Origin of the sequence: Bifidobacterium sp. RTP21102st3_E2_RTP21102_210122, from assembly GCF_040916945.1 — a bacterium.
In the GTDB taxonomy this organism is placed as follows: domain Bacteria; phylum Actinomycetota; class Actinomycetes; order Actinomycetales; family Bifidobacteriaceae; genus Bifidobacterium; species Bifidobacterium longum.
The window spans coordinates 89309-113290 of sequence record NZ_JBCPAN010000006.1 but is presented as its reverse complement, the minus strand read 5'-3'; the positions used below and the strand labels follow the sequence as shown (position 1 = coordinate 113290).

The following is a 23982-nucleotide window of genomic DNA, read 5'->3' as shown; positions in this document are numbered from 1 at the left end:
CTTCCTCAGGCATGGCGTCCGCCGATGGGCTGGAACAGCTGGGATTCCTATGGCACGACCCTCACCGAAGACGAGCTGCTGGCCAACGCGCGGTTCATGGCTGAACACCTGAAAAACGCCGGCTGGGATACGCTGGTCATCGACATCGACTGGTACGACCCGACCGCCCGCGCACATGGTTACAACGACAACGCGCCGCTGATTCTCGACGAATACGGCCGTCAGCTGCCTGACCCGGTGCGTTTCCCGAGTGCTGCCGGCGGCAAGGGATTCGGCCCGCTCGCCGCCGCCGTCCACGAACTGGGCTTGAAGCTTGGCATGCACATGATGCGCGGCATCCCGCGTATCGCCGTGGACAAGAACCTGCCCGTATACGGCACCAACTACACCGCCAAGGACGTGGCCGACCTCGACCACGTGTGCAAGTGGAATCCGGACAACTACGGCCTGAACCAATCCCACCCGGGCGCGCAGGCCTGGTATGACGCGCAGCTCGACCTGTTCGCCTCCTGGGGCCTCGACTTCCTCAAGGTCGACGACATGCAGACCCCGTTCCACTCCGACGAAATCGCCGCCTATCATCGCGCCATCGCCAAAGCCGAAGCCAAATACGGCCGTTCGATTGACCTGTCTCTCTCGCCCGGCGGCTGGGTGGCGACGAGCTACGTCGACTTCCTGCGCGAGAACGCCCAAATGTGGCGTATTTCCGACGATCTGTGGGACCGTTGGGAAGACATCTACCAGCAGTTCGCCCGCCTGGCCCGCTGGGCGCCGTTCCAGACCACCGGCCACTGGGCCGACGCCGACATGGTGCCGTTCGGGCACATAGGCCTGCGCGCCGAACGCGGCGACGACCGCCAATCCCGCCTTACGCTGGACGAGCAGAAGACACTGCTGGCCCTATGGTGCATGGGGCGTAGCCCGCTTATGGTCGGCGGCGATCTGCCCACCAGCAACAGCGACGCCATCGCGCTGCTGCAGAATCCCGCGTTGCGTGAGGTGCTTGCCGGCTCCACCAATAACCGCGAGACCGTGCGCGAACGGATTTTTGGCAAATGGTGGGATGAGAGCACCTACCGTGGCGAGTTCATCGTCTGGTCCGCCGACGCAGCCGATTGGGCCGATGGCACACGTTCCGCGCATCACGGCGGCCATTACGCCGCGCTGTTCTGGACCGGCAGCGACACATACGAGATCGGCCGCAACATCCAGCTCCAATCCATCGTGGGGCTTGACGCCCGCAATGACGATTGGACACTCGCCGATCTGTATGCCGACGCGCCGGGCGAGCCCGCCGACGTGCGTCTTGAAGGCGTGGGTGCCGACCGCGTCATCACCGGCACGATTCCGCCGCACGGCGTGCTCTGGGTGGCCCTGGACCGACGCTGAAACCGAACCTGCCTCCGCCAACCAACCTCCTGAACCGACCGCCCGAATCGTATGGAGAAACCTGCCATGAATGCGAACATCGCAAACGAACAATCCCCGGTAGCTGTTCCGCCCGCAAGTTGGTTCCTACGTGCGTTCGCTGGCGTTCTGACCTGTAGTCTGTCTGTCTCTGTCTGTTCGTTGCTTCGCCTTGCTTGCGTTTTGTACGTTTTATCTGTTTCGTGAGTTTCGTGCGTTCTGCGGATTTCACGCGTTTCGCGCAGTGCCGCACGCTGATCACCATTCAGCGTGCGGCACTTTTGCATATCTCACGTGTTGCGGGAGATGCCGATTCCGTCGCACAATACGTAAAACGTGAATGAACCACTCACTATGCTGGGTTGTTTGAGCGTGATATGACATGCGCCACTTTCCCGGGAATGCGTTGCGAATTGGACCTGTTCGGAGGTGTGCAGCGACGCATTCCGGGGAATGTTGCGCTTAGAGAGCCGCGTATCGTTGCTAATGCGGGGAACACGCAGAGTTGCGGGCCGTTGCGATTAGACGCAGGTCGCCTAGACTAGTACGCGTTTGCGAAAGTCGAACGTGCTTCGACCGATGAAGGAGAGCTTCGGTCATGCGGCCAATGACAGGCGCAGTGCGAAGCACGGCTGATCGTGAATCGCGGCGGCAGCGATTGCCGCGTGCGGCGCAGGAGCATGCCGCACCATACCACAAGCAAACAATCCCCAAGAAACGGTGATCTCCTCACATGTACGTCGATCCGGGAATCAATACCAGCGCAAGCAATCTCAAATGGGTGCTGCCATACTGCAAACCAGACCTGCCCCGCGTGGTAGGCGCGCTTCTACTGTTCATCGCAAATAACACGATGGCCCTGACCATTCCGATTCTGTCCGGTATCATCGTGGACCGCGTCATCGTCGGCGGACATGCCGACGAACTGCCACGTCTGTGTGGACTGATGATCCTCATGACCATCATCCGCGTGGGCGCGCGATACGGCTACCAGATGTGGATGGAGCGTTTCGGCCAGAACTCGGTCTACCGCCTCGTCTCCGACGAATACGAGAAGCTGCACGAGCTCGACTTCACGTATTTCAACCACACACGCACCGGCGACATCATGAGCCGCCTGACCTCCGACACCGACGCGATCCGCCACTGCCTGAGTTGGGTGAGCTATCAGATTGCCGACTGCGTGGTCATGTTCGTGGGCGCCCTGTGCGTGATGTTCGCCATCGATTGGCGACTCGCGCTCGTCCTGGCCTGCGTCACGCCGTTCATTTTTGTGCTCACGCGCGGCCTGTCCACGCACGCCCACCCGCTGTTCTTCGCCATCCGCAACTCGCTGGCCTCCCTCAACTCCATGGTCGAAGAGAACATCGAGGGCAACCGTGTGGTCAAGGCATTCGTGCGCGAACCGTACGAGACCGAAAAGTTCGACGAGCACAACGACGATTACATGCAGTGCAACATGGCCTTGGCCTACAACTCGCGCAAGTACATGCCGTGGCTGGACGGCCTCGGCTTCTCGCTGCAGCTCATCACCCTCGGCCTCGGCGGCTTTCTGGTCATCAAGGGCTACATGACCCTCGGCAATCTGGTGAGTTTCAACTCCTTCCTGTGGATGATCGACGGCCCGGTGCGCCAGTCCGGCTGGCTGATCAACGACTGGCAGCGATTCAACGCCAGCTGCATCAAAATCCGCAAGCTGCTCACCGAACAGCCGCGCATCGTGGAGAAGCCCGACGCGGTCGAAGCCGTCAAGCAGGCGGTCACGATCGTCGAGCAAGTCAAGCACGATGATGAGGCTACCGGGGCTACCGGAGCGCCCGTGGCTTCCGGAACATCCGGTGCCCAGCAGTCCACCGAACGCAAGTCCTGCCCGCTGCACATCAAGGGCGACATCCGCTTCGACCACGTCAGCTTCGCCTTCCCGGACGACCCGGAGACCCCGATCCTCAAGGACCTCGACTTCACCGTGCCCGCCGGCTCCAAGCTCGGCATCCTCGGCGAAACCGGCGCGGGCAAGTCCACGCTCGTCAGCCTCATCTCCCGCTTCTACGACCCGACCGTTGGCCATGTGCTCATCGACGGCATCGACGCACGCGACTGGCCGCTGGCCACCTTGCGCTCGCAGGTGTGCATCGTGGCGCAGGATACCTTCCTGTTCTCCGACACCATCGGCGGCAACATCGGTTTTGGTGCCAGCGGTGATAGCGACGACCGATATATCCAGAAAATGGCCCAGATCGCCGGCGCGGACAATTTCATCAGGTCGATGCCACAGGGTTATGACACCGTCGTGGGCGAACGCGGCGTGGGCCTGTCCGGCGGGCAGAAGCAGCGCCTGTCGCTGGCCCGCGCGCTCGCGGACAATCCGTCGATCCTGATTATGGACGATACGACCTCGGCCGTCGATATGGAGACCGAGGCGGAGATCCAGAAGCACCTCAAGGAGATGGACGGCGGCAAGACCATCGTCGCCATCGCCCACCGCATCTCGTCGGTCAAGGATTCCGACCTGATTCTGGTGCTCGAGCACGGACGTATCGTCGAACGCGGCACCCACGCCGAACTCGTGGCCGCACACGGCCGCTACTGGGACATCTACCACAAGCAGCTCGGACTCCAGTCCGGCGCCGCACAGGGGTTTTAGAAGAGGACTTATGGCACAACGCAATACATACCGCGAGGATGAGGAACTCGAGGAGCAGATCAACTTCCGGGACATCCTGCGCGTCGGCAAATATCTCAAACCGTATATGGCACAGGTGGCGCGCATTCTCGTCGTCGTCATCTCGATGAGCTGCATCGTCGTCGCCGTGCCGTACCTGACCAAGATCATGATCGACGAGGCGATCCCGAACAAGGACCTCGGCAAGCTCGGCATCCTCGCCGTGATCCTCGCCGCGCTGATCGTGCTGTACGAGTTCGGGCTGCGCTACCGCACGGTGGCGATCACGCGCGTCGGCCAGCTCATGCTCAAGGACATGCGCCGCGATATCTTCACGCATATCCAGACGCTGCCCTTCAGCTACTTCGATTCGCGCCCGCACGGCAAGATCCTGATCCGCGTGGTCAACTATGTGAACACGCTTTCGGACACGCTGAGCTCCGGTCTGATCAACGTGATCTCCGACGTGTTCACCTTCGTGATCACGCTGATCGTGATGTTCGTGATCGACTGGCAGCTGGCCCTGTGGAGCCTGATCCTGTTCCCGGTGCTCATCATCTGGGTGCGCGTGCTGCAGATCTTCCAGCGGCGCGCCTTCCAGAAGCTCTCCAACAAGCAGAGCAACCTGAACGCCTACATCCACGAGTCGATCGCCGGCGTGAAGACCACGCAGACCTTCGCACAGGAGCAGGCCCAGTTCAGGACCTTCCAGGAACAGCAGGGCGAGGTGCGTTCCGCGTGGATGCACGCCGTGCACATCCAGTTCCTCATGTGGCCGGGCGTGCAGACCATCTCCGTGATGACCATCTCGTTCATCTACTTCGTCGGCGTGATGGGCTTCGGGGGCGTGAACGTGACCACCGGCGTGCTCATCGCGTTCGTCGGCTACGCGAACAACTTCTGGAATCCGGTGATCAACATCGGCAACTTCTACAACCAGCTCATCACCTGCTCGGCGTACCTCGAGCGCATCTTCGAGACGCTCGACGTCACGCCGGAGATCCGCAACAAGCCCGACGCGGCGGACCTGCCGCAGATCCGCGGGCGCGTCGACTTCAACGACGTGGTGTTCCGCTACGAGAAGGACGGCCGCAACATCCTCAACCTCGTGGACTTCCACGTCGAACCGGGGCGCACAATCGCGCTGGTCGGCCCGACGGGCGCCGGCAAGACGACGATCATCAACCTGCTGTCGCGCTTCTACGACGTGTCCGAGGGCTCGGTGACGATCGACGGCTACGACGTGCGCGACGTGACGCTCGCATCGCTGCGCCGGCAGATGGGCGTGATGCTGCAGGACACCTTCATCTTCTCCGGCAACGTGCGCGAGAACATCCGCTACGGCAAGCTCGACGCCACCGACGAGGAAATCGAGGCGGCGGCGAAGGCCGTGCACGCGCACGAGTTCATCATGGAACTGCCCGACGGGTACGACACGGTGGTGGAGGAGCGCGGATCGACCCTGTCGGCCGGCCAGCGCCAGCTCATCGCCTTCGCGCGCGTGCTGCTCGCCGACCCGCGTATCCTGATCCTGGACGAGGCGACAAGCAACATCGACACGCGCACCGAGGAGGCGCTGCAGGCCGGCCTGCAGCATCTGCTCAAGGGGCGCACGAGCTTCATCATCGCGCACCGCCTGTCGACGATCGAGAACGCGGACGAGATCTTCTACATCGATCACGGCCAGATCGTCGAGCACGGCTCGCACGCGCAGCTGCTCGCCGCCAAGGGCGCGTACTACCGCCTCTACGAGTCCCAGTACGCGATGATTCGCGTGGCCAGTGGAGCGCCGGAAGAGTGACGAGATGTTGCGCACAAGGATGCGTTTAGCGGCGTTTCACATAGCGGGTGCTGCGACCAGCACCGATTTTGATGATCGTACCGGAGTCCAACAGTGATTTCAGCGTGCGCTCAATGGTGGTGGTGCTGGTATCGGGCATGCGAGCGAGAATATCGGCCTTGGAGAGTGGCACTAGGGATTGATCAAGCAGTGCTTCAATCCGCGTTCCCTTGGTGGCTACTCGCGGTGCTCCCTGCGCTCTGCCGCCTGCCGCGAGATTGATGCGTTCGTCGAATTCCTTGCACGCGGACAGTATGATGCCAAGCAGGTAGTTCGTGAATGGCGCATAATCATTGGCGTTGTCGTCCCATCCTTGGGTGCTTGCGGTCATCGCCTCATAATAAGTGCGTTTACTTTGCTCGATAAGGTGTTCGATACTGATGTATTTGCCGACCATATAGCCATTGCGGCACAGCATCAGGAGCGTGAGTAGCCGACTCATACGGCCATTGCCGTCATTGAACGGATGTATGCAGATGAAATCGAGAATGAACATGGCGATGGCAAGCAATGGATCGGTATGTCCATCTCGGATTGCTTGCGTGTAGGCGGAACACGCGCGTTCGATCAGTTCCGGTGTGACAAGTGCGGACGGTGGGGCGAATCGCACGGTGCTGGTCCCGTGTGCATCTCGTTCGATGATGACGTTGTCACTGTCCTTGAAATGCCCCGCAAAGGTCAGTGGTGTGTGTCGGAAGAGGTCGCGGTGCAGTTGAAGAATGACGTTCGGGGTAATCGGAATATAGTCGTGGCTTTCGTGAATAACCGATAGCGCGTCACGGTAACCGGCAATTTCTTCTTCATTGCGATTGCGCGGTGTGACTTTCTCCGAGACGAGATCGTTGAGCCTGCTATCGCTGGTAGAAATACCTTCGATGCGGTTTGAGGCATCTGTGCTTTGGATGCGCGCGACGGCAACCAGCGTCCCCAATATATCCGGTCTGATCGTTGTCTGTATGCTTTGACGCCCTTTTGCCTCGTGAATAGCGGCAAGCAAACTCGTGGTGTGCGGGGTGAGCAACGTCTTACCTGATTCGATGTAGTCAAATGATCTCATACTGCCTCATTTTCTGCATCATACGAACTTTTCTGCATCATATTTTATCAAAATGAGGCAGAAAATGGGCTGATGATGCAGAAAAAGGCGGCAGGATGGCGACCGTCTCGCTTGCCGGTTGCGCTACTCTCCCGGGAATGTTGCGCTCGTGGCAAGAAACGGCAAGTTCAGGCGGGCGTGACCGACGATACCCGTCGTGTAGTCGAACGTCTTACCGGACTGCCTTACGAGCGTTGCTGGCGGTAGCCTACACTGAGAAACAGCCTACACTGAGAAACCATGAGCAAGCACCACCATCGCGACCGTAGCTGGGCCCCGGCACCTGAAGCATTGCCGGACGATGCCCAGACCATCGACAACCACACTCACGTGGCCTCCGTAATCCCTTTCGCGCGCGCTATGAGCCATGAGGCGCAGGAGAAGGGACAGCCCGAAGTCCCGGTGTACGACGTCGACCAATTGCTGGCGCAGGCGCAATCTGTCGGCATTGGGGGTATTATCGACTGCGGTTGCGAGCTGCCGCACCTGATGACCGCCGTCCAGATGGCCCTCGATCATCCGGGTAATGTGCACGCGGCGCTCGCAATACACCCCAATGAGTCCGTGCTCCACGGGCATCGCGGTGTGCCGGGGCCGGATGGTCTGCCCCTCAAATACAAGCCTTACCATGACACGTCTTTCGAGGACGCGCTCGCCGAAGTACATCGCCTCGCCACCACATACCCCGAGCAAGTGGTGGCTATCGGCGAGACCGGCATGGACCTCTTCCGCACCGGCGAAGGTGCCAAGGAACTGCAGCGCGAGGCTTTCCGCGCGCATATCGCCCTGGCCAAGGAACTGGGCCTGCCCATGCAGATTCACGACCGCGACTCCCATCGCGAGGTCATCGAAACCCTGCTGGCCGACGGCGCGCCCGAACGCACCGTATTCCACTCGTATTCCGGCGACCGTGAGATGGCCGAGATCGCGCGCGAACATGGCTGGTATCTGAGCTTCTCCGGCACCGTGAGCTACAAAGGCAATGACGGTATCCGCGAATCGCTACGGATTGTGGGGCTGGACCATGCGATGGTCGAAACCGACGCGCCGTATCTGACGCCCATGCCGTATCGTGGCCGCACCAACGCGCCGTACATGATTCCCTACACCTTGCGGGCCATGGCCGATACGCTCGACTTGCCCATCGCGGATGTGGCGCGCGGCACCCGCGATACCGCCCGCGCCGTATACGGACTGTGAGGGCCGGGTGTGCGGCCGTCGCGGCGCGTGTAGAGACGATGTGTTGACTTGTAAAATTTGTCAGAATTGTGAACGAGGTCTATCATGATGTGTTTGACATAAGCGAGGGGGATGATCTCCACCTCAATGGAGGACTGAACGTATGGCTGAGTCGAACCAAAGGACCGCACGCGCCCAAAAAGCCTCAAAGGCCCAGACAGCCCAGGCTGGCGCCGCCAAAGCCAAGGCCCGACAGGAAGAAGAAGCACTGCTGAGGGCCGACACCTTTACCAACGCTCCCAAGGTGTCCCGCCGCACTCTCACCAAGGAGGAGCGCGAGGCACTCGCCAAGCAGAGGGAAGCTGAAACCAAAGAAGCCGAGAAAATCGCCAGCGCATGGTCGAAAGGCGGCCTCGGTCGATGGTGGGCCCGCCTGCAATCCAGCCCAGACAAGGTCACCTGGGGCATGGCAATCGTGGCGCTCGGCGTGGTGTACGGCGACATCGGCACCTCGCCCTTGTACACCGCGCAGACCTTCCTTGCCGGTCAGGGAGGGCTTGGCAGCGTAGACCGAGAGGCCGTGCTCGGCATGCTGTCGCTGGTCTTCTGGTCGATTACGCTGATCACTACCGTCAAATATGTGCTCATCGCCATGCGCATCGACAACAATGGCGAAGGCGGCATCTTCGCACTGTACTCGTTGATTCGCAAGTACGGCGCATGGCTCGCGATTCCCGCCATGCTCGGCGGCGCGGCATTCCTCGCGGATTCGGTACTTACCCCGGCGGTTTCCATCAGTTCCGCAGTCGAAGGCTTGCAGACCCTGCCGCCATTGGAAGGGTTGTTCGACGAAAACCCAAGCCTGACCCTGATGATCACCGTCGTGATCATCGTGATTCTCTTCTCCGTGCAGTCGCGCGGCACCGAAAGCATCGGCAAAGTATTCGGCTCGATGGTGCTGGTCTGGTTCGGCTTCCTCGCCATCGTGGGCGTCACGAATCTCTCTAACGACTGGTCTGTGTTCGAGGCCCTGAACCCGGTGTACGGCATCAAATTCCTGTTCAGCCCGAACAATGCTGCCGGCATCGCCCTTATGGGCACCGTGTTCCTCTCGACCACCGGTGCCGAGGCGCTGTACTCCGACATGGGCCACGTGGGGCGCGGCAACATCTACTTCACTTGGCCATTCATCAAGGTTGCGCTGGTGCTCAACTACTTCGGCCAAGGTGCGTGGATGCTGGCCAATAGCGATAACCCGCAATACACTGCGATGGAGTCACTCAACCCGTTCTTCCAGATGATGTCTCCGAACGTACGTTATCTGGCCGTGATTCTGTCTGTTTCGGCCGGCGTGATCGCTTCCCAGGCCCTGATTACCGGCGCGTTCACCATGGTCTCCGAAGCCACCCGCCTCAATTGGATGCCTCATCTGCAGGTGCGGTACCCGGCCCGCACGCGTGGCCAGCTGTACATTCCGGTGGTCAACGGCGTGCTGTGCGTCTCCACACTGGCCGTACTCGCCATCTTCAAGGATTCGGAACACATCTCTGCCGCATATGGACTGGCGTTGACCATTACGATGATCACCACCACCGTGTTGCTCGGCGTCTACCTATGGCATTCCGGCAAGCGGGTCGGTGCCATCGTGTTCACCGTGCTGTTCTTGGCGATTCAGGCCATGTTCTTCATCGCGTCTATGGCCAAATTCCTGCATGGTGGTTGGTTCACCATGCTGCTGACCGCCGCGATTCTGTTCGTCATGTACACGTGGAATGAGGGCACCAAGCTCGAACGTGCGCAACGCCGTCACATGCGGCCCCACGACTTCCTACCCGCGCTCGACAAGCTGCACAGTGATTTCCGCATCCCGTATTTTGCGGACAACATCGTGTACCTGACCTCCGACTCGGAGACCAAGCGACTCGACACGGACATCTTCTTCTCCATCTTCGCCGACCACCCCAAGCGCGCCCGTGCTTGGTGGGCAGTCAGCGTGGAAACCACCGACGAGCCGTTCACCCGTGAATACTCGGTGGAGGACTTCGGCACGAACTACATCTACCGCGTGCGCTTCCGTCTGGGATTCAAGGTTTCGCAGTCCATCCCGGCGTACATCCACCAGATCATGCACGACCTGTCCAAAACCGGCGAACTGCCTAAGCAGAAGTCGATTTACCCCAAGGTCGACGCCGATCCGGACATCGGCACCATCCGTTACGTGCTGATTCACAAGGCCCTGATGCCGGAATCCAAGGTTTCCGCACGCGGTGCCCTGTCGTTGCAAGCCAAGTACGCAATCCGCCACATGGCCGGCTCGCCGGTTAAGTGGTTCGGTCTGGCACCTTACAACCCGTTGGTCGAGGTGCAGCCGCTGTTCGTCTCCACCCGCCGCCCACCGCGTCTGAAGCGCACCGATACGGCCAAGACCATCCCGACGCCCACGCCGACTCGTGCAGTGGCCGACCCGGCCGCCGTCCCTGACCCGATGGACACCACGTCCGGGCTTGGGCGATTGGTACAGGAGCTCGATGCCGCCGTATCGGCCGAGGCGCGGAAGACCGCTGAGGCCGCTGCCGCCGATGCGCCCGCTGAGCAGGGCGATAAGGGCGATAAGGGCAAGGCCGAGAACGGCAAAACCGCCGCCAAGCCTCAGCGCTCCGCCAAACAGAAGCGATAACATACCAGTTTGCAGCGGCGCTGATGCGCTCTATAAAGAATGCCTATAACGGTCGCCGCACGTCGCCACACGGTTTCGGTAAGTTGAAATACCATGTGCAGATTACTGGGATACGCGACGGCAGGCTTCAACCTGAGTCTCAACGCTGTGTTGGGGCAAGACAATGTCGAGGATTTCCGTGAACTGTCTGAAATCCACAATGATGGCTGGGGTGTAGCCCAGCTTTCCGATCCTGCCGAAGCACCGCACGTGCGCGACGGTGGCGCACCCACCCCGGAAACCGGCACCCGAATCTACAAGTCGACCATCGCGGCCCGTCATGACAGCACGTTTGAGGCGCTGGCCGACGAACCGTCTCGCGGTGCCATCTGGCACCTGCGCTTGGCAAGTTCCAATCTGCCGCTCATCATGGAGAACCAGCACCCGTTCTATGCGAACGGCCTGAGCTTCATCCACAACGGCGATATCTCGGACGCCAATGGCCGCAACATCGTCACCAACCGCTCATACCCGGTGAACCACAGCGTGTTCCTCTCCACCGGCGGCCGTTCCGACTCCGCCATCTTCTTCGCGGTGATTCTGGAATACATCGGCTTCGGCTTCTCGCTCGACGAGGCCGTGGCCCAGGCCGTGCGCGAACTGCGCCAAGCCTACCCGAAGTCCAGCTACAACTGCATGATTCAGTCCGAGGACCAGCTCATCGCCCTGTGCGCCGCCGGTCGTGAGAAGACCAGCCCGCGCATCGTGGAAATCTACGATGAGTACGGCCGTGGCGAGCAGGCCGCCGACTACCGTGTGATGCGCTACCGTGAGCTGCGCGACGACAACGGCGACTCCGCCGGTGTGGTGGTCTCCTCTTCCGGCTACGAGCAGGAAGGCTGGAACGTGCTGGAGAACGACCAGATGATCATCGCCTCCAACCGCAACGGCACCTACCGTCTCCGTTCCATCTGAAATAGCTTCATAAGCCCCCTCTGACGAAGGGGCTGTCAGCCGACAGGCTGCCTTGGGGGAGAGACCCCTAGAGCCTCAAATCATCCGCATCCCATACTTCTCCGCCAACGCCGGAATATCCGGCACGCCATACTTGGCCACCAGATCCAGCCATCGCTGTTTGTTCTCTCCGCCAAATCGCTCGGCTCGGGCCGTATACGCCTCGACCTGCAGGAACTTCGGCGGCACTGACTTGCTATGGAACTTGTCGGCGTACATCACCACTTCCTGCTCGAGATTCATCGGCACATAGTCGGCTGGTGGCAACGGCAGCTCCTGGCGCACCACATCCTCGCGCGTAAGTCCCACGCCGGTATGGTTGCGGCAGAACTGGGCGATGGACTCGTCCACGCCCTCGTCGAGCAGATACTCGTAGCCCTTAAGACCGTGCAGAATGTAGCGTTTCTTGCTGAATTTGAGCGGTTCGCCGTCAGAGCCGTCATGCTTGAACACGCGGTAGGTGCCGATGTCATGCAGCAGTCCGCCGATGAGTACCAAATGCTCGTCGAGCAGACGCGGCGGCACATGGCCGCCGGTGACGCCTGCGGTGGGCGGTACCTCCGCGTCCTTCGGTAATGTGCAGCGGCGCGTGAACAGCGCGTTCTGCCGGCGCACGATCTGGCAGCCGATGGTCGCTACAATCACGCAATGCGTGTGCACCAGCTCGTACGCCGCCTTGGACGGCGCGATTTTGCGGTGCAATTCGTCGATCTGCTCCAGTGTGGGAATATATCCGGTCATAATTATCAGGTTTCGCCTCGTACGGTCAGATTTATCCTCAGATTAGCGCGGCAATGAGCCGCAGCATTGAAAAACCCCTGTGATTCGGCAATACGAATCACAGGGGGCTCTATGGTCTGAACATCAGATTTCGAAGAGTGTGTCGGCTGCTTCGGCGATTTCGCGCGACGCAGTGAGCACGATAACGCAGTGCTTCGGGTCACCGGTGTGCGCCAGCTTGGCCAGCGCGGCGAACACGGTCACCTCGTCATCCGCGTTCAGCCCTCGTGTCGGCTCGTCGAGGATCAGCACTTCGGCTTCGGTGCTGATTGCACGGGCGATGGCCACCAAACGCTGCTGTACCAAAGGCAATGTGCCGACGGCCACGCCGCTGGTGGCCTCAGAGAAGCCGACCTTGGCCAGCAGTTCGCGGGCGATTACCGGCTTGGGCTTCAGGAAGTTGCGGTTGGACGCATTCATGGCGTACAGCACGTTTTGTTCGGCGTCGATCTTCGGCTGCACGGCGTGCAGCTGCGGTACGATGCCCAGACGGTGGCCGCGCAGTTCCACGGGCTCGAGCTCAACAATGTTGGCGCTCTTGTTCATCACCGTGCCAGACGCCGGCGTGGTCAAACCGCTCATCACGCCCATCAGCGCGCGACGCTTGGCGTCGGCGGTGATGCCCGAATCGGGGTCGTCGCTGATCAGCAGCGCGTATGCGTGTCCGGAATAGCAGAAGAAATTCGCGCCATCGAGGATGTTGACCTTGCCCTTGGGTCCGGCGACCGTCACCTTGTTCAGGGCGAAGGTCGGGTAGGTCTTGAGCAGAATGTCGTCGGAACCGCCGCCCACCAACACGCGATCGATACGTGAGGCCAGCGTCATGGTGGGTTCGGACGCTTTGCCCTGAGGCTCCGCATGCTCGGCCAATGCGTCTTTGTGATCGGTTTTGGCCAGTCGGAGTGTTTCGTTGACGCGGGCGGCATTACGCTCGGTCACTTCGGCGGATGCGTTGGCCGAAGCGATGGCGTCTGCTTCGGCCTCGCTGGTCTCGTCGGTTTCTCCGGTTTCGGCAGATGCCAGTGCGCTGTAAATACCATCGTCAACAGTGCCTTCGTCATCAACGTCATCGAAGGTCACGCTGAACTGCATGGAGTCAGCTGGAACGGATTCAATGGCGTCGTTCGTCTCAGTCTCAGAAGTCGCTTCGTCAGCCGTTGCGTCAGTGGTCTTCTCGAGTTCCTGATCGTTGTTCCTGTCGCTCATGCCTGTGCCTCCGCATCGTCGGTTGTGGTGGTCGTCTTGTTGGTCTCGCTCACGGTGCCCCAGTCGCCATCGGCGGCAAACAGCTTGTTCGCGCTGAAGAACGCAAGGCGCAGGGCGGCAAGAATCGCCAGGATCAGGATTGAACCCAGTCCATACCAGACCATGGTCCAAATCAGGCCCGATGTCACCGGGGTGGCATGGCCGGATGCCAGGGCAGATCCGATCGGATTGGCGGCGAACGCGCCTCCGACCAGACCAATCACGTAGAAGGGCAGGGTGACGATGAACACTTCCAGCATGAACTGCCATCCCAAACGCCCGCGAGTGACGCCGGACACCAGTGCCATGCCGATCTCGTCGTCACGCTTGGACGCCCACACGCCCGACAGCACGAGGATGAGCAACAGCACGCCGCCCACGGCAACCAACACAATGGTGCCGGTCTTCGCGCGCGAGGATAGCGTATCCAGCGGCTCCAGAGAAGCGTTGTAGGATTCCAGCGAGGGGGAAGAGAACTCGTAACCCTTGGCGGGCAGCTTGGACTTCTTGAGGGTGGATACCAAGGACTTGTATGTAGCGGAATCACCGGCGTCGAACACCACGTCCAGATCCGGGACTGCCCAGCCGGAGACGGTCTTGTCGGTGGACTGTGGGTCGAGTCCGGCCTTGGCGAAGGTCTGATAGTTGGTGAAGATCGCGTTCTCGCGGTTGCGGGCGGCCGTCACCGGATTGGCGACGGCGGATTCGGATGTGTACTTGTAGATGCCGCGCACCTTGAGTTTGGCCGTGGTCTTGGCGTCCGAGGCGGCCGCCACCTCGAGCGTATCGCCCACCTTCAGGTTGTTGGCGGAGGCAAACGCTTCAGAGACCAGTGCGCCGGTGGTGTTCGGGTTGGAGGACTGGTTGTTGTAGCTCAGGTCCTTGCCGTCCACGATTTCGAAGGTGCCGAGGTCGCTGGCCTTGGCGGAATCCTTGGTCCAGAAGGCTCGCCAAATGAGCTGGCCGCCGGTCTCGTCATCGGAGGCCAAGCCCAGCGATCCGCCGTCCAGGGCCTTCAAATCACCGCTCACGCGGGCCGGCACGGTTTCGGTAACCGTGAAGTTCAACGAGTTGGTGGCCGACTGGACGAGCGTGGCGTATTCGGTGTATGAGGTCCACGTCATGTAATGCTTGGTGGAAGCCGAGTCCGTAGCGGAGACCTTCTTCCACGTAGCCGCAGTCGGGCGAATGGCCAACGTGGCCTTCTGCTGATCGTACGCGGTGGTGTGTGCGTTGGTATCTTCTTGAATGATGGCCAGTCCGGCGACTGTGCCGAAGGTGACCGCCAAGGTGATGAACGCAGTCAGGGCCGTACGTCCTTTAGAACGTGTCAGGGCCCGCCAGGCGTTGCTGAGGACGAACATGTAATTACCTCTCCCGTTCTCCTAAGCCGAACAAATCAATACGGCTCTAACTATTGTTGCGTTTAGTGACCGTTTTCTTGCGCAATACTGTTATACCCCTCAATGAAGTCTGAGAACATTCTGACAGCGATGTGGTGGTCATGCGGGGATTTGCACCCAGTATGGGATAAATCCTCGGTCTATTTCGGTGGCATCGGTACACTGGCATGAGATATGCGTGGCGTCACGTGTGCTCCGGCATGTCTGCGATTCCGGATTTGCCCGGAGTCCGGCATCCGGAAGCGTGGCCTCGCGCCGCTGGATAAGAGTATGAGCTGAGCAGATTTTCGGGCAGGGTAAGTATGCGATTCACTTCAGGGCATTCGAGCCATAAGGCTGTGGGGCGTAGGAGAAGACGTCATGCCGGTAACGGAAAATTCAATCGCTCCGCATCTACGAATAGCGCTGTGAATCAGCAGACGGGTCCCGTAAACCTGAAGACTCCCCAGCACGTGGGTGGTAACGGCCGTTCGCTGATCAGCCGTACGCCGATATGGGCGCGAGTGGTGGTTGTACTGCTGCTGACGTTGCTGGCCAGCGTCACCTGTGTGGGCACGCTCTACGCGGCATCCGTCTCGAGAATGGCCACGGATGCGCAGCGCGTGCTGACATCCGCCGAAAGTCTGGCCAATTCGGCACTTGGCTGTGGCAGCGATAAGAGTCTGTCGGACATCTCCCAAGAGCTGGTCAATGCCACCAATGATCTCAATGCGGAGCTGAACGGCCCACAGTGGGACTTCTTCCGCGACCATTCGCGATTCGGAAGCGACATCACCGCCGCCCGCGAAATGCTGGCTTCCGTGGATACGCTGGTCAACGGTCCGTTCACTGATCTGCTGAACCTGTCCAAACGATTGCAGGGCTTCTCCCTGAAGAATGGCTCGGTGGACGTCAGCGCCCTGATGGATATGCCGGATATCGTCAAGCAGGCGCATAAGGATATCTCGCAGCAGCTCACCAAGCTCAACAAGGTGCCGACTCCGAGCGTCGCCAAGGTGGCCACCGTGCTCGAAACCGAAAAGGCTGCGCTCAAGACCGTGGATTCGATGCTCGGCGAATACGATGGCCTCATTAACTTGCTACCGCAACTGCTTGGCGAGGACGGCAAGCGCACGTATTTGGTGATGGTGCAGAACCCGGCCGAGCTACGTTCGGCGGGCGGCATGGTAGGCACCATCGCCGCAATCACGGCAGATAAGGGCACGATTACCATCGGTGATTTCGCCACCACTTCTGGTTGGGACATTCCTGAGGAGCCAATGGATGATACGGTGCTGAAGGAGCGCCAGGTATTTGGTGGCACTTTTGACCAGTACCCGGCCACCACGACCATCGACCCCGAATTCCAGCGTGTGGCACAGATGAACAAATACATGTGGCTGTATCAGAAAGGCAACGAAGACGAGAACGTAGCGGGTGTATTGTCACTCGATCCCGTATTTCTCCAGGCATTGCTGGGAGCCACAGGCGAGGTCAAGCTTTCGGACGGCCGAGTGCTGGATAGCACCACCACGGTGCCGTTCTTCGCTTCAGACCTGTACACGGATTACCCGGACTTCGAGCAGCAGAACAACTTCGTTTCCGAAGCGGCTCAAGCAATTATGAACCATGTGCTTGGCAACGCGAATGCCTCTACCGCATCCCCGCTGTTGAAGGCAATTAGAGATACCAGCGCTAGCGGTCATTTCAAGCTATGGATGGCTGATCCGGATGAGCAGGAGGCGCTGATTGCCACCGGACTTATCGACGATAAGGCCAGTGGCGAGTTGTCTGCTGACAGTCAGGTGCCCGAAGCCGGCATCTATCTTTCGGAGCTGCAGCAAGGCAAGCAGGATTGGTATCTGAAGACCTCCACCACGGTTACAAAAACCTGCGGCGACGCCTCAGCCAGCCAGAACGCCCTGTATTCTGGCGTGCTGGATAAGCGCATCACGACAGCCGTGCGTAACACGCATCTGGGTCAGTTTACGGAAGATCAGCTCGGTGACGAATACACGGTCACCTTCACCATGAAGAACACGCTGACTAAGGCTAAGGCCGAATCGTTGCCTGATTTCGTTAATGGCGGCTCGGAGAATCCAGTGCTCGGCGGCATGTTGTACCGCGTGGTGCTTACCGCTCCGTACGGTGGCGAGATCACCGCTGTGCAGGCTGATATAGATTCATGGGGTACCAACACCGCGAGCCTGTATGACCGTCAGTACATTATGTTCAACCAGCAGTGGATCGAGCCCGGAAAAGAATTGACGATTGCTTATACCGTTCGGGTCAGCAGCGATGCCACACATCCACTGAACGTGGTAACCACGCCGGTGGTGAATGCGGATGGCGTCGAGACGGGCTCCAACGGTAATGTGACCGATGAGTGCACGGCGGATACGAACGGCGCCGATGGTGCGAACGGTGCCGATGGTGCGAACGGCGGCGCGGACGGCGGCGCGGACGGCGGCAAGAACGACGCGCATAAGGACGCGTCCTCCGATCCCTCGGCCGGCCTGGACGCCTTGGACAAGTTGAAGAGCCAGATCAGCTGCCCGGTCGATCTGAAGTCCCTGGCGGGATCCATGTGATGACCATGCCCGATTCCGTTTCCGGCGTCGCCGGCAAGCCGCGCGACGTGAACTACGATCTGCTGCGCGTGGTGGCGATGTGTCTGGTCATCGGCGTCCACGTGATCAACAACTACATGCCCGTCAAGATGACCCTCGCCGGCAGCGCGGAAACGGTGCGATCCGTGCTGTTCGCGTTGTTCATGGTCTGCAATCCGCTGTTCATTATGGTGTCCGGCCGGTTCAACCTGACATTCGATGCCGACCGGCCGGTGAGCACCCGCTCGTCGGGCAACCTGCCGGGCTCTGGCTCTGATGCCCGGGCAGGCGGCGGTGCGGGCCAAGCCGATCCCAGCAGCCTCGCGCCGTACGTGCGCTACTACTACAAACGTTTCGTCTCGCTGATTGTGCCGTATCTGCTGTATGCGGGTGGCATGGGATTCGTTGCCTACCTGGTGATTGATCATCGTTCGGTTGGCGGCGCTGTGTCTGGAACGTTGTTTGATCTGTTTTCCGGGTATGACGATTCCGTGTACTGGTTCGTGTTCATGCTCGCCGGGTTCGTGTTGGCGACGCCGTTCCTGGCCGCGATGATGCGTACGATAGGCCGGTCGGGAGCCTGGTTGCTGGTCGGGCTGGCCGCCGCCGTGGCCGCTGCCGAGCATATATGCGATCTTGTCGGATATCCGTTGACGTTCCTGCAGTCGTTCCCCTGGCGGGGACTGCTGGTCTACTATCTGTTGGGATTCGTGTTGGAATACTATCCGCCGTCCGCGCGTATACGGCGCGGCGTGTATGCGTTGGCGCCGTTCGCCCTGGCCTGGACCGTTGCCACGCCATATCTGTTCGCCGGCCAGCAGATGCAGGTTGGCCGCACGGTCACGGTCTCCTTCGCGATGGTGGTAATGGCGACGTTCCTGTTCTTCCGGTACGACGTGCACATCACGTCGGAGCGGCTGCGCAAGGCGATCACCTGGCTGGCGGGATACTCCTACACGATCTATCTGGTGCACTCGCCACTGTCCAAGGTGCTGATTGGCCCGAGGATTCCCGTGCCTACGGACGGATGGTCGTATGCGGGTATCAGCGTGCTGATGTTTGGCGCTACGTTGCTGGCGGCGCTGCTATTTGCGGTGATTGCCGATACCGTGGTGCTTAAGCCCGTGCAGCGTCTGCTGCGGAAGGTACGGCTGTAGATTCGGATACGGCGCTATGCCACGGTATCAAAGCCAGGAATCCCAGCAGCAGAAGCGGAGTGAACGTGAATTTCGACATGCCCATCAGCGCGCCCACGGTCATGAGCGCGGCCAATCGTCCGTTGCCGGCGCGCGGGTCGGCCATGCAGGAAAACAGCAGGCACGCGAACAATAGGCACAGCGCCTGTGCCATGGAATCGGCCGAGATGGCGAACTGAATCCAATCACGGCTCACGCACCCGCCCACATTGCCGCTGCCCGAATGCAGGATGCTGGTCGAGTCGACCGGCCGAGCCAGCACATCCCCGTTAACAATGCCGTCGATGCGATACGTGTGCGCCCATACGTCTGGAATATGCCCGGCAGGCGTCACCGCAATCAGCACGAAACCCTCGCGGCACTGCGGAACACGGACCCCAAGGGCCAGCTCCACCGCGCCTGGCAGCTCAGGGAACTCCTCCGCACCCTGCTCAGACACCCGCTCGAACAGGCCAGGGGCGAGTTGAAACACTGGGTGTTCTGGGCGTCCCACAGCCGCATCCCCGAGATCACGGAACTCGCCAGGAAGATTCGCAGGCGCCGGCCCGACATCCTCAGGACCATCGAGCTGGGCTACTCCAACGCCAGGCTCGAGGCGTCCGACAACAGGATCAAAGTCACCATCCGCATGGCCTACGGCTTCCACCACGTCGACAACCTCACCGCCCTGATCACGCTCCGATGCGGTGGACTCGACATCCGACTACCACAACCCACGATCTAACCCACGAAAGTAGCAGAAGCCTCTAAGAAGTCCGCTCTCTCCATTAGCACGCGAGCAAAATCCAATCTCATCGCGCCCCCAAGAACGAAGTAATATACCGATTGAGCATTGTGACACCGCTATGAGTCTGCTCAAGGAGTTGTCGGTTGCCTTCAATGCGTTTCTCTAATCCTTTAATGGTTTGTCCGGATTGATCAGCATCTGTTCCTTTGATAACAACAGCTTGCTCCTCCGACTCTTGCTTTTCTTCACGCCTAGCATTTACTTCATCGGCAACCTCGCTCAGTAAATGATTCTTAAGCTGTCGTTTAGCCTCCTGAAGCCTCATGGCAAAAGATTGAGCCACCTATGCGATGGATTTGCGAACTATCTTCAAGAATCGTCTAGGCCAAAATCCGGCACTCTCTATTATGGGCCATGGAAAGAATAGCTTTGGCTCTTCAAGTACTTGTGTAAGCAGAATATCTAATCCTGCTTACCGGTTATTAGCGTCTGACCTCGACTGGCTTGTCGGGGCGGGCGTCACCATCGCGGCCTATAACGTGGACGAACCATGTACGCCTCTCGAAATATGCAAGAAACGGAACTTGTTCAAACTTTTCTACAACGATGTCAGTCTACTGACCGAATCGCCCCTACGCAAAACGCAAACCGCGCTCGATGTGCTCGGCCTGCGCACGCCAGCACGGAGGGGGCGAATCACCTACTTGCCCATCTACATGGCCGGACCGTTCCTCAACGAATAATTTTCCCCTAGCCGGTAGACCACTACGCCAATACCCCTCAGCATCCTCCCAGTGAACGTTTAGTGAATTTAATTATAACTAATCGCTACAATATGCGGGTACGTTGTTGTGACGAGGGTACAGGTGAATGGCAGTGAGCAGACAGTGCAAAACGCGCGGCAATCGCACGAAGACGGGAACCTCCCAGCTCGGGGTTCCCGATTCTTCCGAGGCGGCCCATCATTCTGCATCATCGGCTAGGTCCCGTTTCAGTCCGCGAGTCGGATTGCTCACGTTTGTTGCTTCTCGGCGCCGCGTTCACCAACCCAAAACAGATTCAGCAGAGACTACTGTGCTCGCTGACGAAATCGAGGATTTGGATACCACTACACCCGATTCTGCGGATACTGGGATTGCCGAAACCAGCGCTGATTCGCTGAACTCTGCATCGGAAGTCAGCAATGACGATATCGACAATGCTCAGGCTGAATCGAACGCTAAAGATTCCGACACCGAAGACACCACCGCAAAAGACCAGAGAAGCAAAAAGACCAATAGCCGAAAGCATAAGAAACCACAGAAACCGAATAAAATCAAAGCATCGCTTGCCCGTTTGAACCAATTCATCAAAGCAAATGCTGCGCCTATTCTGACTTCCAAATTCGCACAACTCCTGATTTCAGCTGCGGTAGCGCTCCACAAACTATGGAAGAAACGCCCAAAGTGTCCGTACACGTTGTATGTCGTAGTGATGGCGCTGATTGACGCAGCAGCCGTAACCTTCATTCAGTGGGGCATGTATTCCGAGCCGAAGTATGACGACCCGAACGCGGTGGATAGCACTACCAAGATTCTCAACAGCGTAAACGGCCAACTCACCAGATTCGTGACGCAAATGTGGCTAGAAGAAGACAAGCTCAACTGGCTTCTTAATTTCCTAGCTCTCGGCATGGTCTACTTGGTGCTGGTATTTGTCATTAACCGGTTCTGGGTGGCGACCGCCGTATTCGCCATCACGATGAGCGTGTACGCCGTAGCGAACAGTATCAAGATAATACTGCGCAACGAACCAATTCTCCCCTCCGATCTCAGCTTCCTGTCCAGCGGCAACGGTGGCGAAATCACTTCGTTCATTCCCAAAAGCAGTCAGGCATTGGTAGACGGCACCATCACCATGCTCATCTGGCTGACGGTCATCTGCCTGATACTGCAATTCGTAGACGGACGCCGTTGTGTCATCCCATTCCACTGGTGGCGTCCATTCCGTAACGTGAAAACGATTATCGGCAATGTCACCCGCATTATCGCAGCGGCAATGAGCATCACGCTGCTGTGCTCGTTCACATGGACGCTCAGTGTTCCAGGAGCTTGGGGATATGAATGGGCAAAGTCTTGGGGTGATTCACCGCAACTCTGGAGTGCCGAAGGTGATGCAGCAAACAACGGTCCTGTCATCAATTTCCTGCGCCTCACGCACCCGAAAATCATGGATAAGCCCGAGGGGTACAGCCAGGAAACGATGGAAGAGCTGGCCAAGAAATACAGCTCCGAGGCAAACCAGATTAATGGAACGCGTGCTAATAACCTCACCGATAACACCGTCATCATGATTCTTTCGGAGAGCTTCTCCGACCCAACACGCGTGCCCGGCATCGCCTTGGCCGAAGACCCGATGCCCAACATCCGAGCCCTGAAAGAAACAACCACCTCCGGTCTGATGCTCTCCCCAGGCTTCGGCGGAGGCACCGCGAACATCGAGTACCAGTCGCTCACCGGATTGGATCTTGCCCTGTTTGACGATTCGATGCAATCCATGTACCAGGAGCTCGTCCCGCATCAAAAGAACCCATTCGCGTGGAATCAAATCTGGAATGCCGAATACGGCAAATCCGGTTCCGTGGCATTCCACTCGTATTACAAGAACATGTATCTGCGTGACGCGAACTACAAGAAGTTCGGGTTCAATAAGTTCTACACACTGGACAGCGAACCAGCAATTACACACCAAGACAGAACCGACAATTCTCCATATGTCAATGATGCAGCCTCATACCAGAACATCATCGACCAACTGAACAAAGAGGAACACCCTCAGTTCCTGCAGCTCGTCACCATGCAGAATCACATGACCTATGACAACTGGTACTTCAACAACCAGTTCGAACAGGCGAATGTCACCGAAAACCTGAATGATTACGAACGCGGACAAATCAATACCTATGCAAAGGGCGTGAGCATCACCGATCAGGCAACAATCGACTTCCTGAACCAGCTGAATGCCATGGACAAACCCATAACCGTGATTTTCTACGGTGACCATCTGCCCAGCTCCTATCAGACTGCCGCAGCAGATAAAAACAATACATTGGCATTGCATCAAACCGATTACTTCATCTGGTCGAACCAAGCATCCGCCTCAGCTGGCGTAAAACTCGATGCTAGCAACACTGCATACACGTCTCCGAATTACTTCATGGAGATGGCAGCCGAACACATGAACGCCAAGGTTTCGCCGTATCTCGCATTCCTTACTCAGACACGAACCGATATCCCTGCACTAGAACGTCTGGTGATTGGCGCAGGCGGCTTCGATACAGACGCATCCACAGCGTATCTGGATCAGAACGGCAACGCAATCAAGCGTAAGGCACTGTCTAAGCAGGCCAAGAACACCTTGCACGACTATAAGCTCATCCAGTACGACATGACTGCCGGAAAGGGATATCTGAACGACACCAACTTCTTCACAGTGAAGTAATGCCAAACAAGAATGGCCATCTGCCGCGCATTGTGCAGGTGGCCATTCTTGTTTGTGTCTCATTTATATACTGGCATGTATGGCACAGACTGCAGTTGATCACAAGGCTCAATGGGAAACGGTGAACAGGGTCGTTTACCCCGTTAAAGACACTGATTTGACATTGCCCTTGTATGCAGTGAACTGGCATCCTTCCCATTTTGATGCGAACGTGTTCGATGAACGCGACAGCATGATGAGCGTCAATCTGAATGCTGTAAGCCGTTCGGATTTTCAGTAATCTCGTAGCTCATGGAAATAGGCCACTGGCCGATGATCCGCACGGCTTCACTGTCGATGCACGTACCGTCATCACATTGGAACCGAACACGCATATCTCGCTATGCACCTACTTCAATGCTTTCCCAGCGGGATATTGGCGGCACTGGACGCGCGTTAAGCAACTGCGTTTTCTTGCGGAGGCTACGGGTAAGGCGGGAAAACACTGCCGAACCCGCCCGGAAAATCAGGAGACGACGGCCCGACATCATCAGAACCATCCGGCTTGGATCCTCCAACTCCAGGCTCGAGGCGTCCGACAACAGGATCAAGGTCACCATCCGCATGGCCTATGGCTTCCACCACGTCGACAACCTCATCGCCCTCGTCATGCTCCGCTGCGGCGGACTCGACATACGCCTACCCCAACCAAGAACCTAACCCACGAAAA

19 protein-coding genes and 1 pseudogene are annotated in these 23982 nt (G+C 58.7%); 14 read left to right on the top strand and 6 right to left on the bottom strand.

The features are described 5' to 3' along the window. Positions 1-24 precede the first annotated feature (24 nt). The 3 genes from AB5287_RS08165 to AB5287_RS08155 all read left to right on the top strand — a co-directional run bounded on the left by AB5287_RS08165 (position 25) and on the right by AB5287_RS08155 (position 5870). A complete protein-coding gene (locus AB5287_RS08165) occupies positions 25-1389 on the top strand; it encodes a glycoside hydrolase family 27 protein (RefSeq protein WP_007054122.1) in 1365 nt (454 codons plus the stop codon). Positions 1390-2140: 751 nt separating this feature from the next. After that, complete coding sequence (locus tag AB5287_RS08160; RefSeq protein ID WP_060662379.1) at positions 2141-4051, top strand: ABC transporter ATP-binding protein; 1911 nt, start codon at positions 2141-2143, stop codon at positions 4049-4051. 10 nt (positions 4052-4061) lie between these two features. Beyond that, complete coding sequence (locus AB5287_RS08155) at positions 4062-5870, top strand: ABC transporter ATP-binding protein (protein ID WP_007052919.1); 1809 nt, start codon at positions 4062-4064, stop codon at positions 5868-5870. A 25-nt stretch (positions 5871-5895) separates the two neighbouring features. Here AB5287_RS08155 and AB5287_RS08150 read toward each other — a convergent pair whose 3' ends face one another. Beyond that, the gene (locus AB5287_RS08150) at positions 5896-6966 is read right to left on the bottom strand and encodes a Fic family protein (protein WP_368221014.1); all 1071 of its coding nucleotides are present in this window, start codon (positions 6964-6966) and stop codon (positions 5896-5898) included. A 279-nt stretch (positions 6967-7245) separates the two neighbouring features. Between AB5287_RS08150 and AB5287_RS08145 the strand changes: the two genes are divergently transcribed. The 3 genes from AB5287_RS08145 (at position 7246) to AB5287_RS08135 (ending at position 11815) form a co-directional block, all read left to right on the top strand. After that, positions 7246-8205, top strand: coding sequence for a TatD family hydrolase (locus AB5287_RS08145; protein ID WP_007055571.1), 960 nt, complete (start codon positions 7246-7248; stop codon positions 8203-8205). 142 nt (positions 8206-8347) lie between these two features. Beyond that, the gene (locus AB5287_RS08140) at positions 8348-10861 is read left to right on the top strand and encodes a KUP/HAK/KT family potassium transporter (RefSeq protein ID WP_368221012.1); all 2514 of its coding nucleotides are present in this window, start codon (positions 8348-8350) and stop codon (positions 10859-10861) included. A gap of 93 nt (positions 10862-10954) precedes the next feature. Then, on the top strand, positions 10955-11815 hold the full coding sequence (locus AB5287_RS08135; protein ID WP_007055576.1) for a class II glutamine amidotransferase: 861 nt from the start codon (positions 10955-10957) through the stop codon (positions 11813-11815). 75 nt (positions 11816-11890) lie between these two features. On the opposite strand, the gene AB5287_RS08130 is transcribed toward AB5287_RS08135, so the two are convergent. From AB5287_RS08130 to AB5287_RS08120, 3 genes are all read right to left on the bottom strand, one after another. Continuing rightward, on the bottom strand, positions 11891-12595 hold the full coding sequence (locus tag AB5287_RS08130; protein WP_007052900.1) for an HD domain-containing protein: 705 nt from the start codon (positions 12593-12595) through the stop codon (positions 11891-11893). 123 nt (positions 12596-12718) lie between these two features. Beyond that, positions 12719-13840, bottom strand: coding sequence for an ATP-binding cassette domain-containing protein (locus AB5287_RS08125; RefSeq protein ID WP_021975410.1), 1122 nt, complete (start codon positions 13838-13840; stop codon positions 12719-12721). Next, on the bottom strand, positions 13837-15243 hold the full coding sequence (locus AB5287_RS08120) for an ABC transporter permease (protein WP_368221009.1): 1407 nt from the start codon (positions 15241-15243) through the stop codon (positions 13837-13839). The genes AB5287_RS08125 and AB5287_RS08120 overlap by 4 nt, the downstream gene beginning before the upstream one ends. 491 nt (positions 15244-15734) lie before the next feature. Between AB5287_RS08120 and AB5287_RS08115 the strand changes: the two genes are divergently transcribed. Together AB5287_RS08115 and AB5287_RS08110 are read left to right on the top strand one after the other, a co-directional pair. Then, positions 15735-17852, top strand: a complete 2118-nt coding sequence (locus AB5287_RS08115; protein ID WP_165499495.1) for a DUF4012 domain-containing protein — start codon at positions 15735-15737, stop codon at positions 17850-17852. Continuing rightward, a complete protein-coding gene (locus AB5287_RS08110; protein ID WP_368221007.1) occupies positions 17852-19027 on the top strand; it encodes an acyltransferase in 1176 nt (391 codons plus the stop codon). The genes AB5287_RS08115 and AB5287_RS08110 overlap by 1 nt, the downstream gene beginning before the upstream one ends. On the opposite strand, the gene AB5287_RS08105 is transcribed toward AB5287_RS08110, so the two are convergent. Beyond that, positions 18987-19538 carry a hypothetical protein gene (locus tag AB5287_RS08105; protein ID WP_010081246.1) on the bottom strand — a complete coding sequence of 184 codons (552 nt, stop codon included), beginning with the start codon at positions 19536-19538 and terminating at the stop codon, positions 18987-18989. The genes AB5287_RS08110 and AB5287_RS08105 overlap by 41 nt on opposite strands. On the opposite strand from AB5287_RS08105, the gene AB5287_RS08100 reads away from it, so the two are divergent. After that, entirely contained in the window at positions 19428-19790 is a 363-nt protein-coding gene (locus AB5287_RS08100) for a transposase (protein ID WP_061870342.1), read from the top strand. The genes AB5287_RS08105 and AB5287_RS08100 overlap by 111 nt on opposite strands. A 67-nt stretch (positions 19791-19857) precedes the next feature. Here the strand turns inward: AB5287_RS08100 and AB5287_RS08095 are convergent, their stop codons facing one another. Next, positions 19858-20136, bottom strand: a complete 279-nt coding sequence (locus AB5287_RS08095; RefSeq protein WP_223616622.1) for a hypothetical protein — start codon at positions 20134-20136, stop codon at positions 19858-19860. A gap of 241 nt (positions 20137-20377) precedes the next feature. Here AB5287_RS08095 and AB5287_RS08090 point away from each other — a divergent pair, with 241 nt between their 5' ends. From AB5287_RS08090 to AB5287_RS08070, 5 genes and pseudogenes are all read left to right on the top strand, one after another. Continuing rightward, positions 20378-20536, top strand: a complete 159-nt coding sequence (locus AB5287_RS08090) for a hypothetical protein (RefSeq protein ID WP_008783228.1) — start codon at positions 20378-20380, stop codon at positions 20534-20536. A gap of 415 nt (positions 20537-20951) precedes the next feature. Next, entirely contained in the window at positions 20952-23273 is a 2322-nt protein-coding gene (locus AB5287_RS08085; RefSeq protein WP_207185800.1) for an LTA synthase family protein, read from the top strand. 79 nt (positions 23274-23352) lie between these two features. Then, complete coding sequence (locus AB5287_RS08080) at positions 23353-23553, top strand: hypothetical protein (RefSeq protein WP_015512084.1); 201 nt, start codon at positions 23353-23355, stop codon at positions 23551-23553. 76 nt (positions 23554-23629) lie between these two features. Continuing rightward, a pseudogene (locus AB5287_RS08075) lies at positions 23630-23689 on the top strand (hypothetical protein); the annotation flags it as partial. After that, positions 23670-23972, top strand: a complete 303-nt coding sequence (locus AB5287_RS08070) for a transposase (protein WP_015512083.1) — start codon at positions 23670-23672, stop codon at positions 23970-23972. The pseudogene AB5287_RS08075 and the gene AB5287_RS08070, both read left to right, overlap by 20 nt. Positions 23973-23982 lie beyond the last annotated feature (10 nt).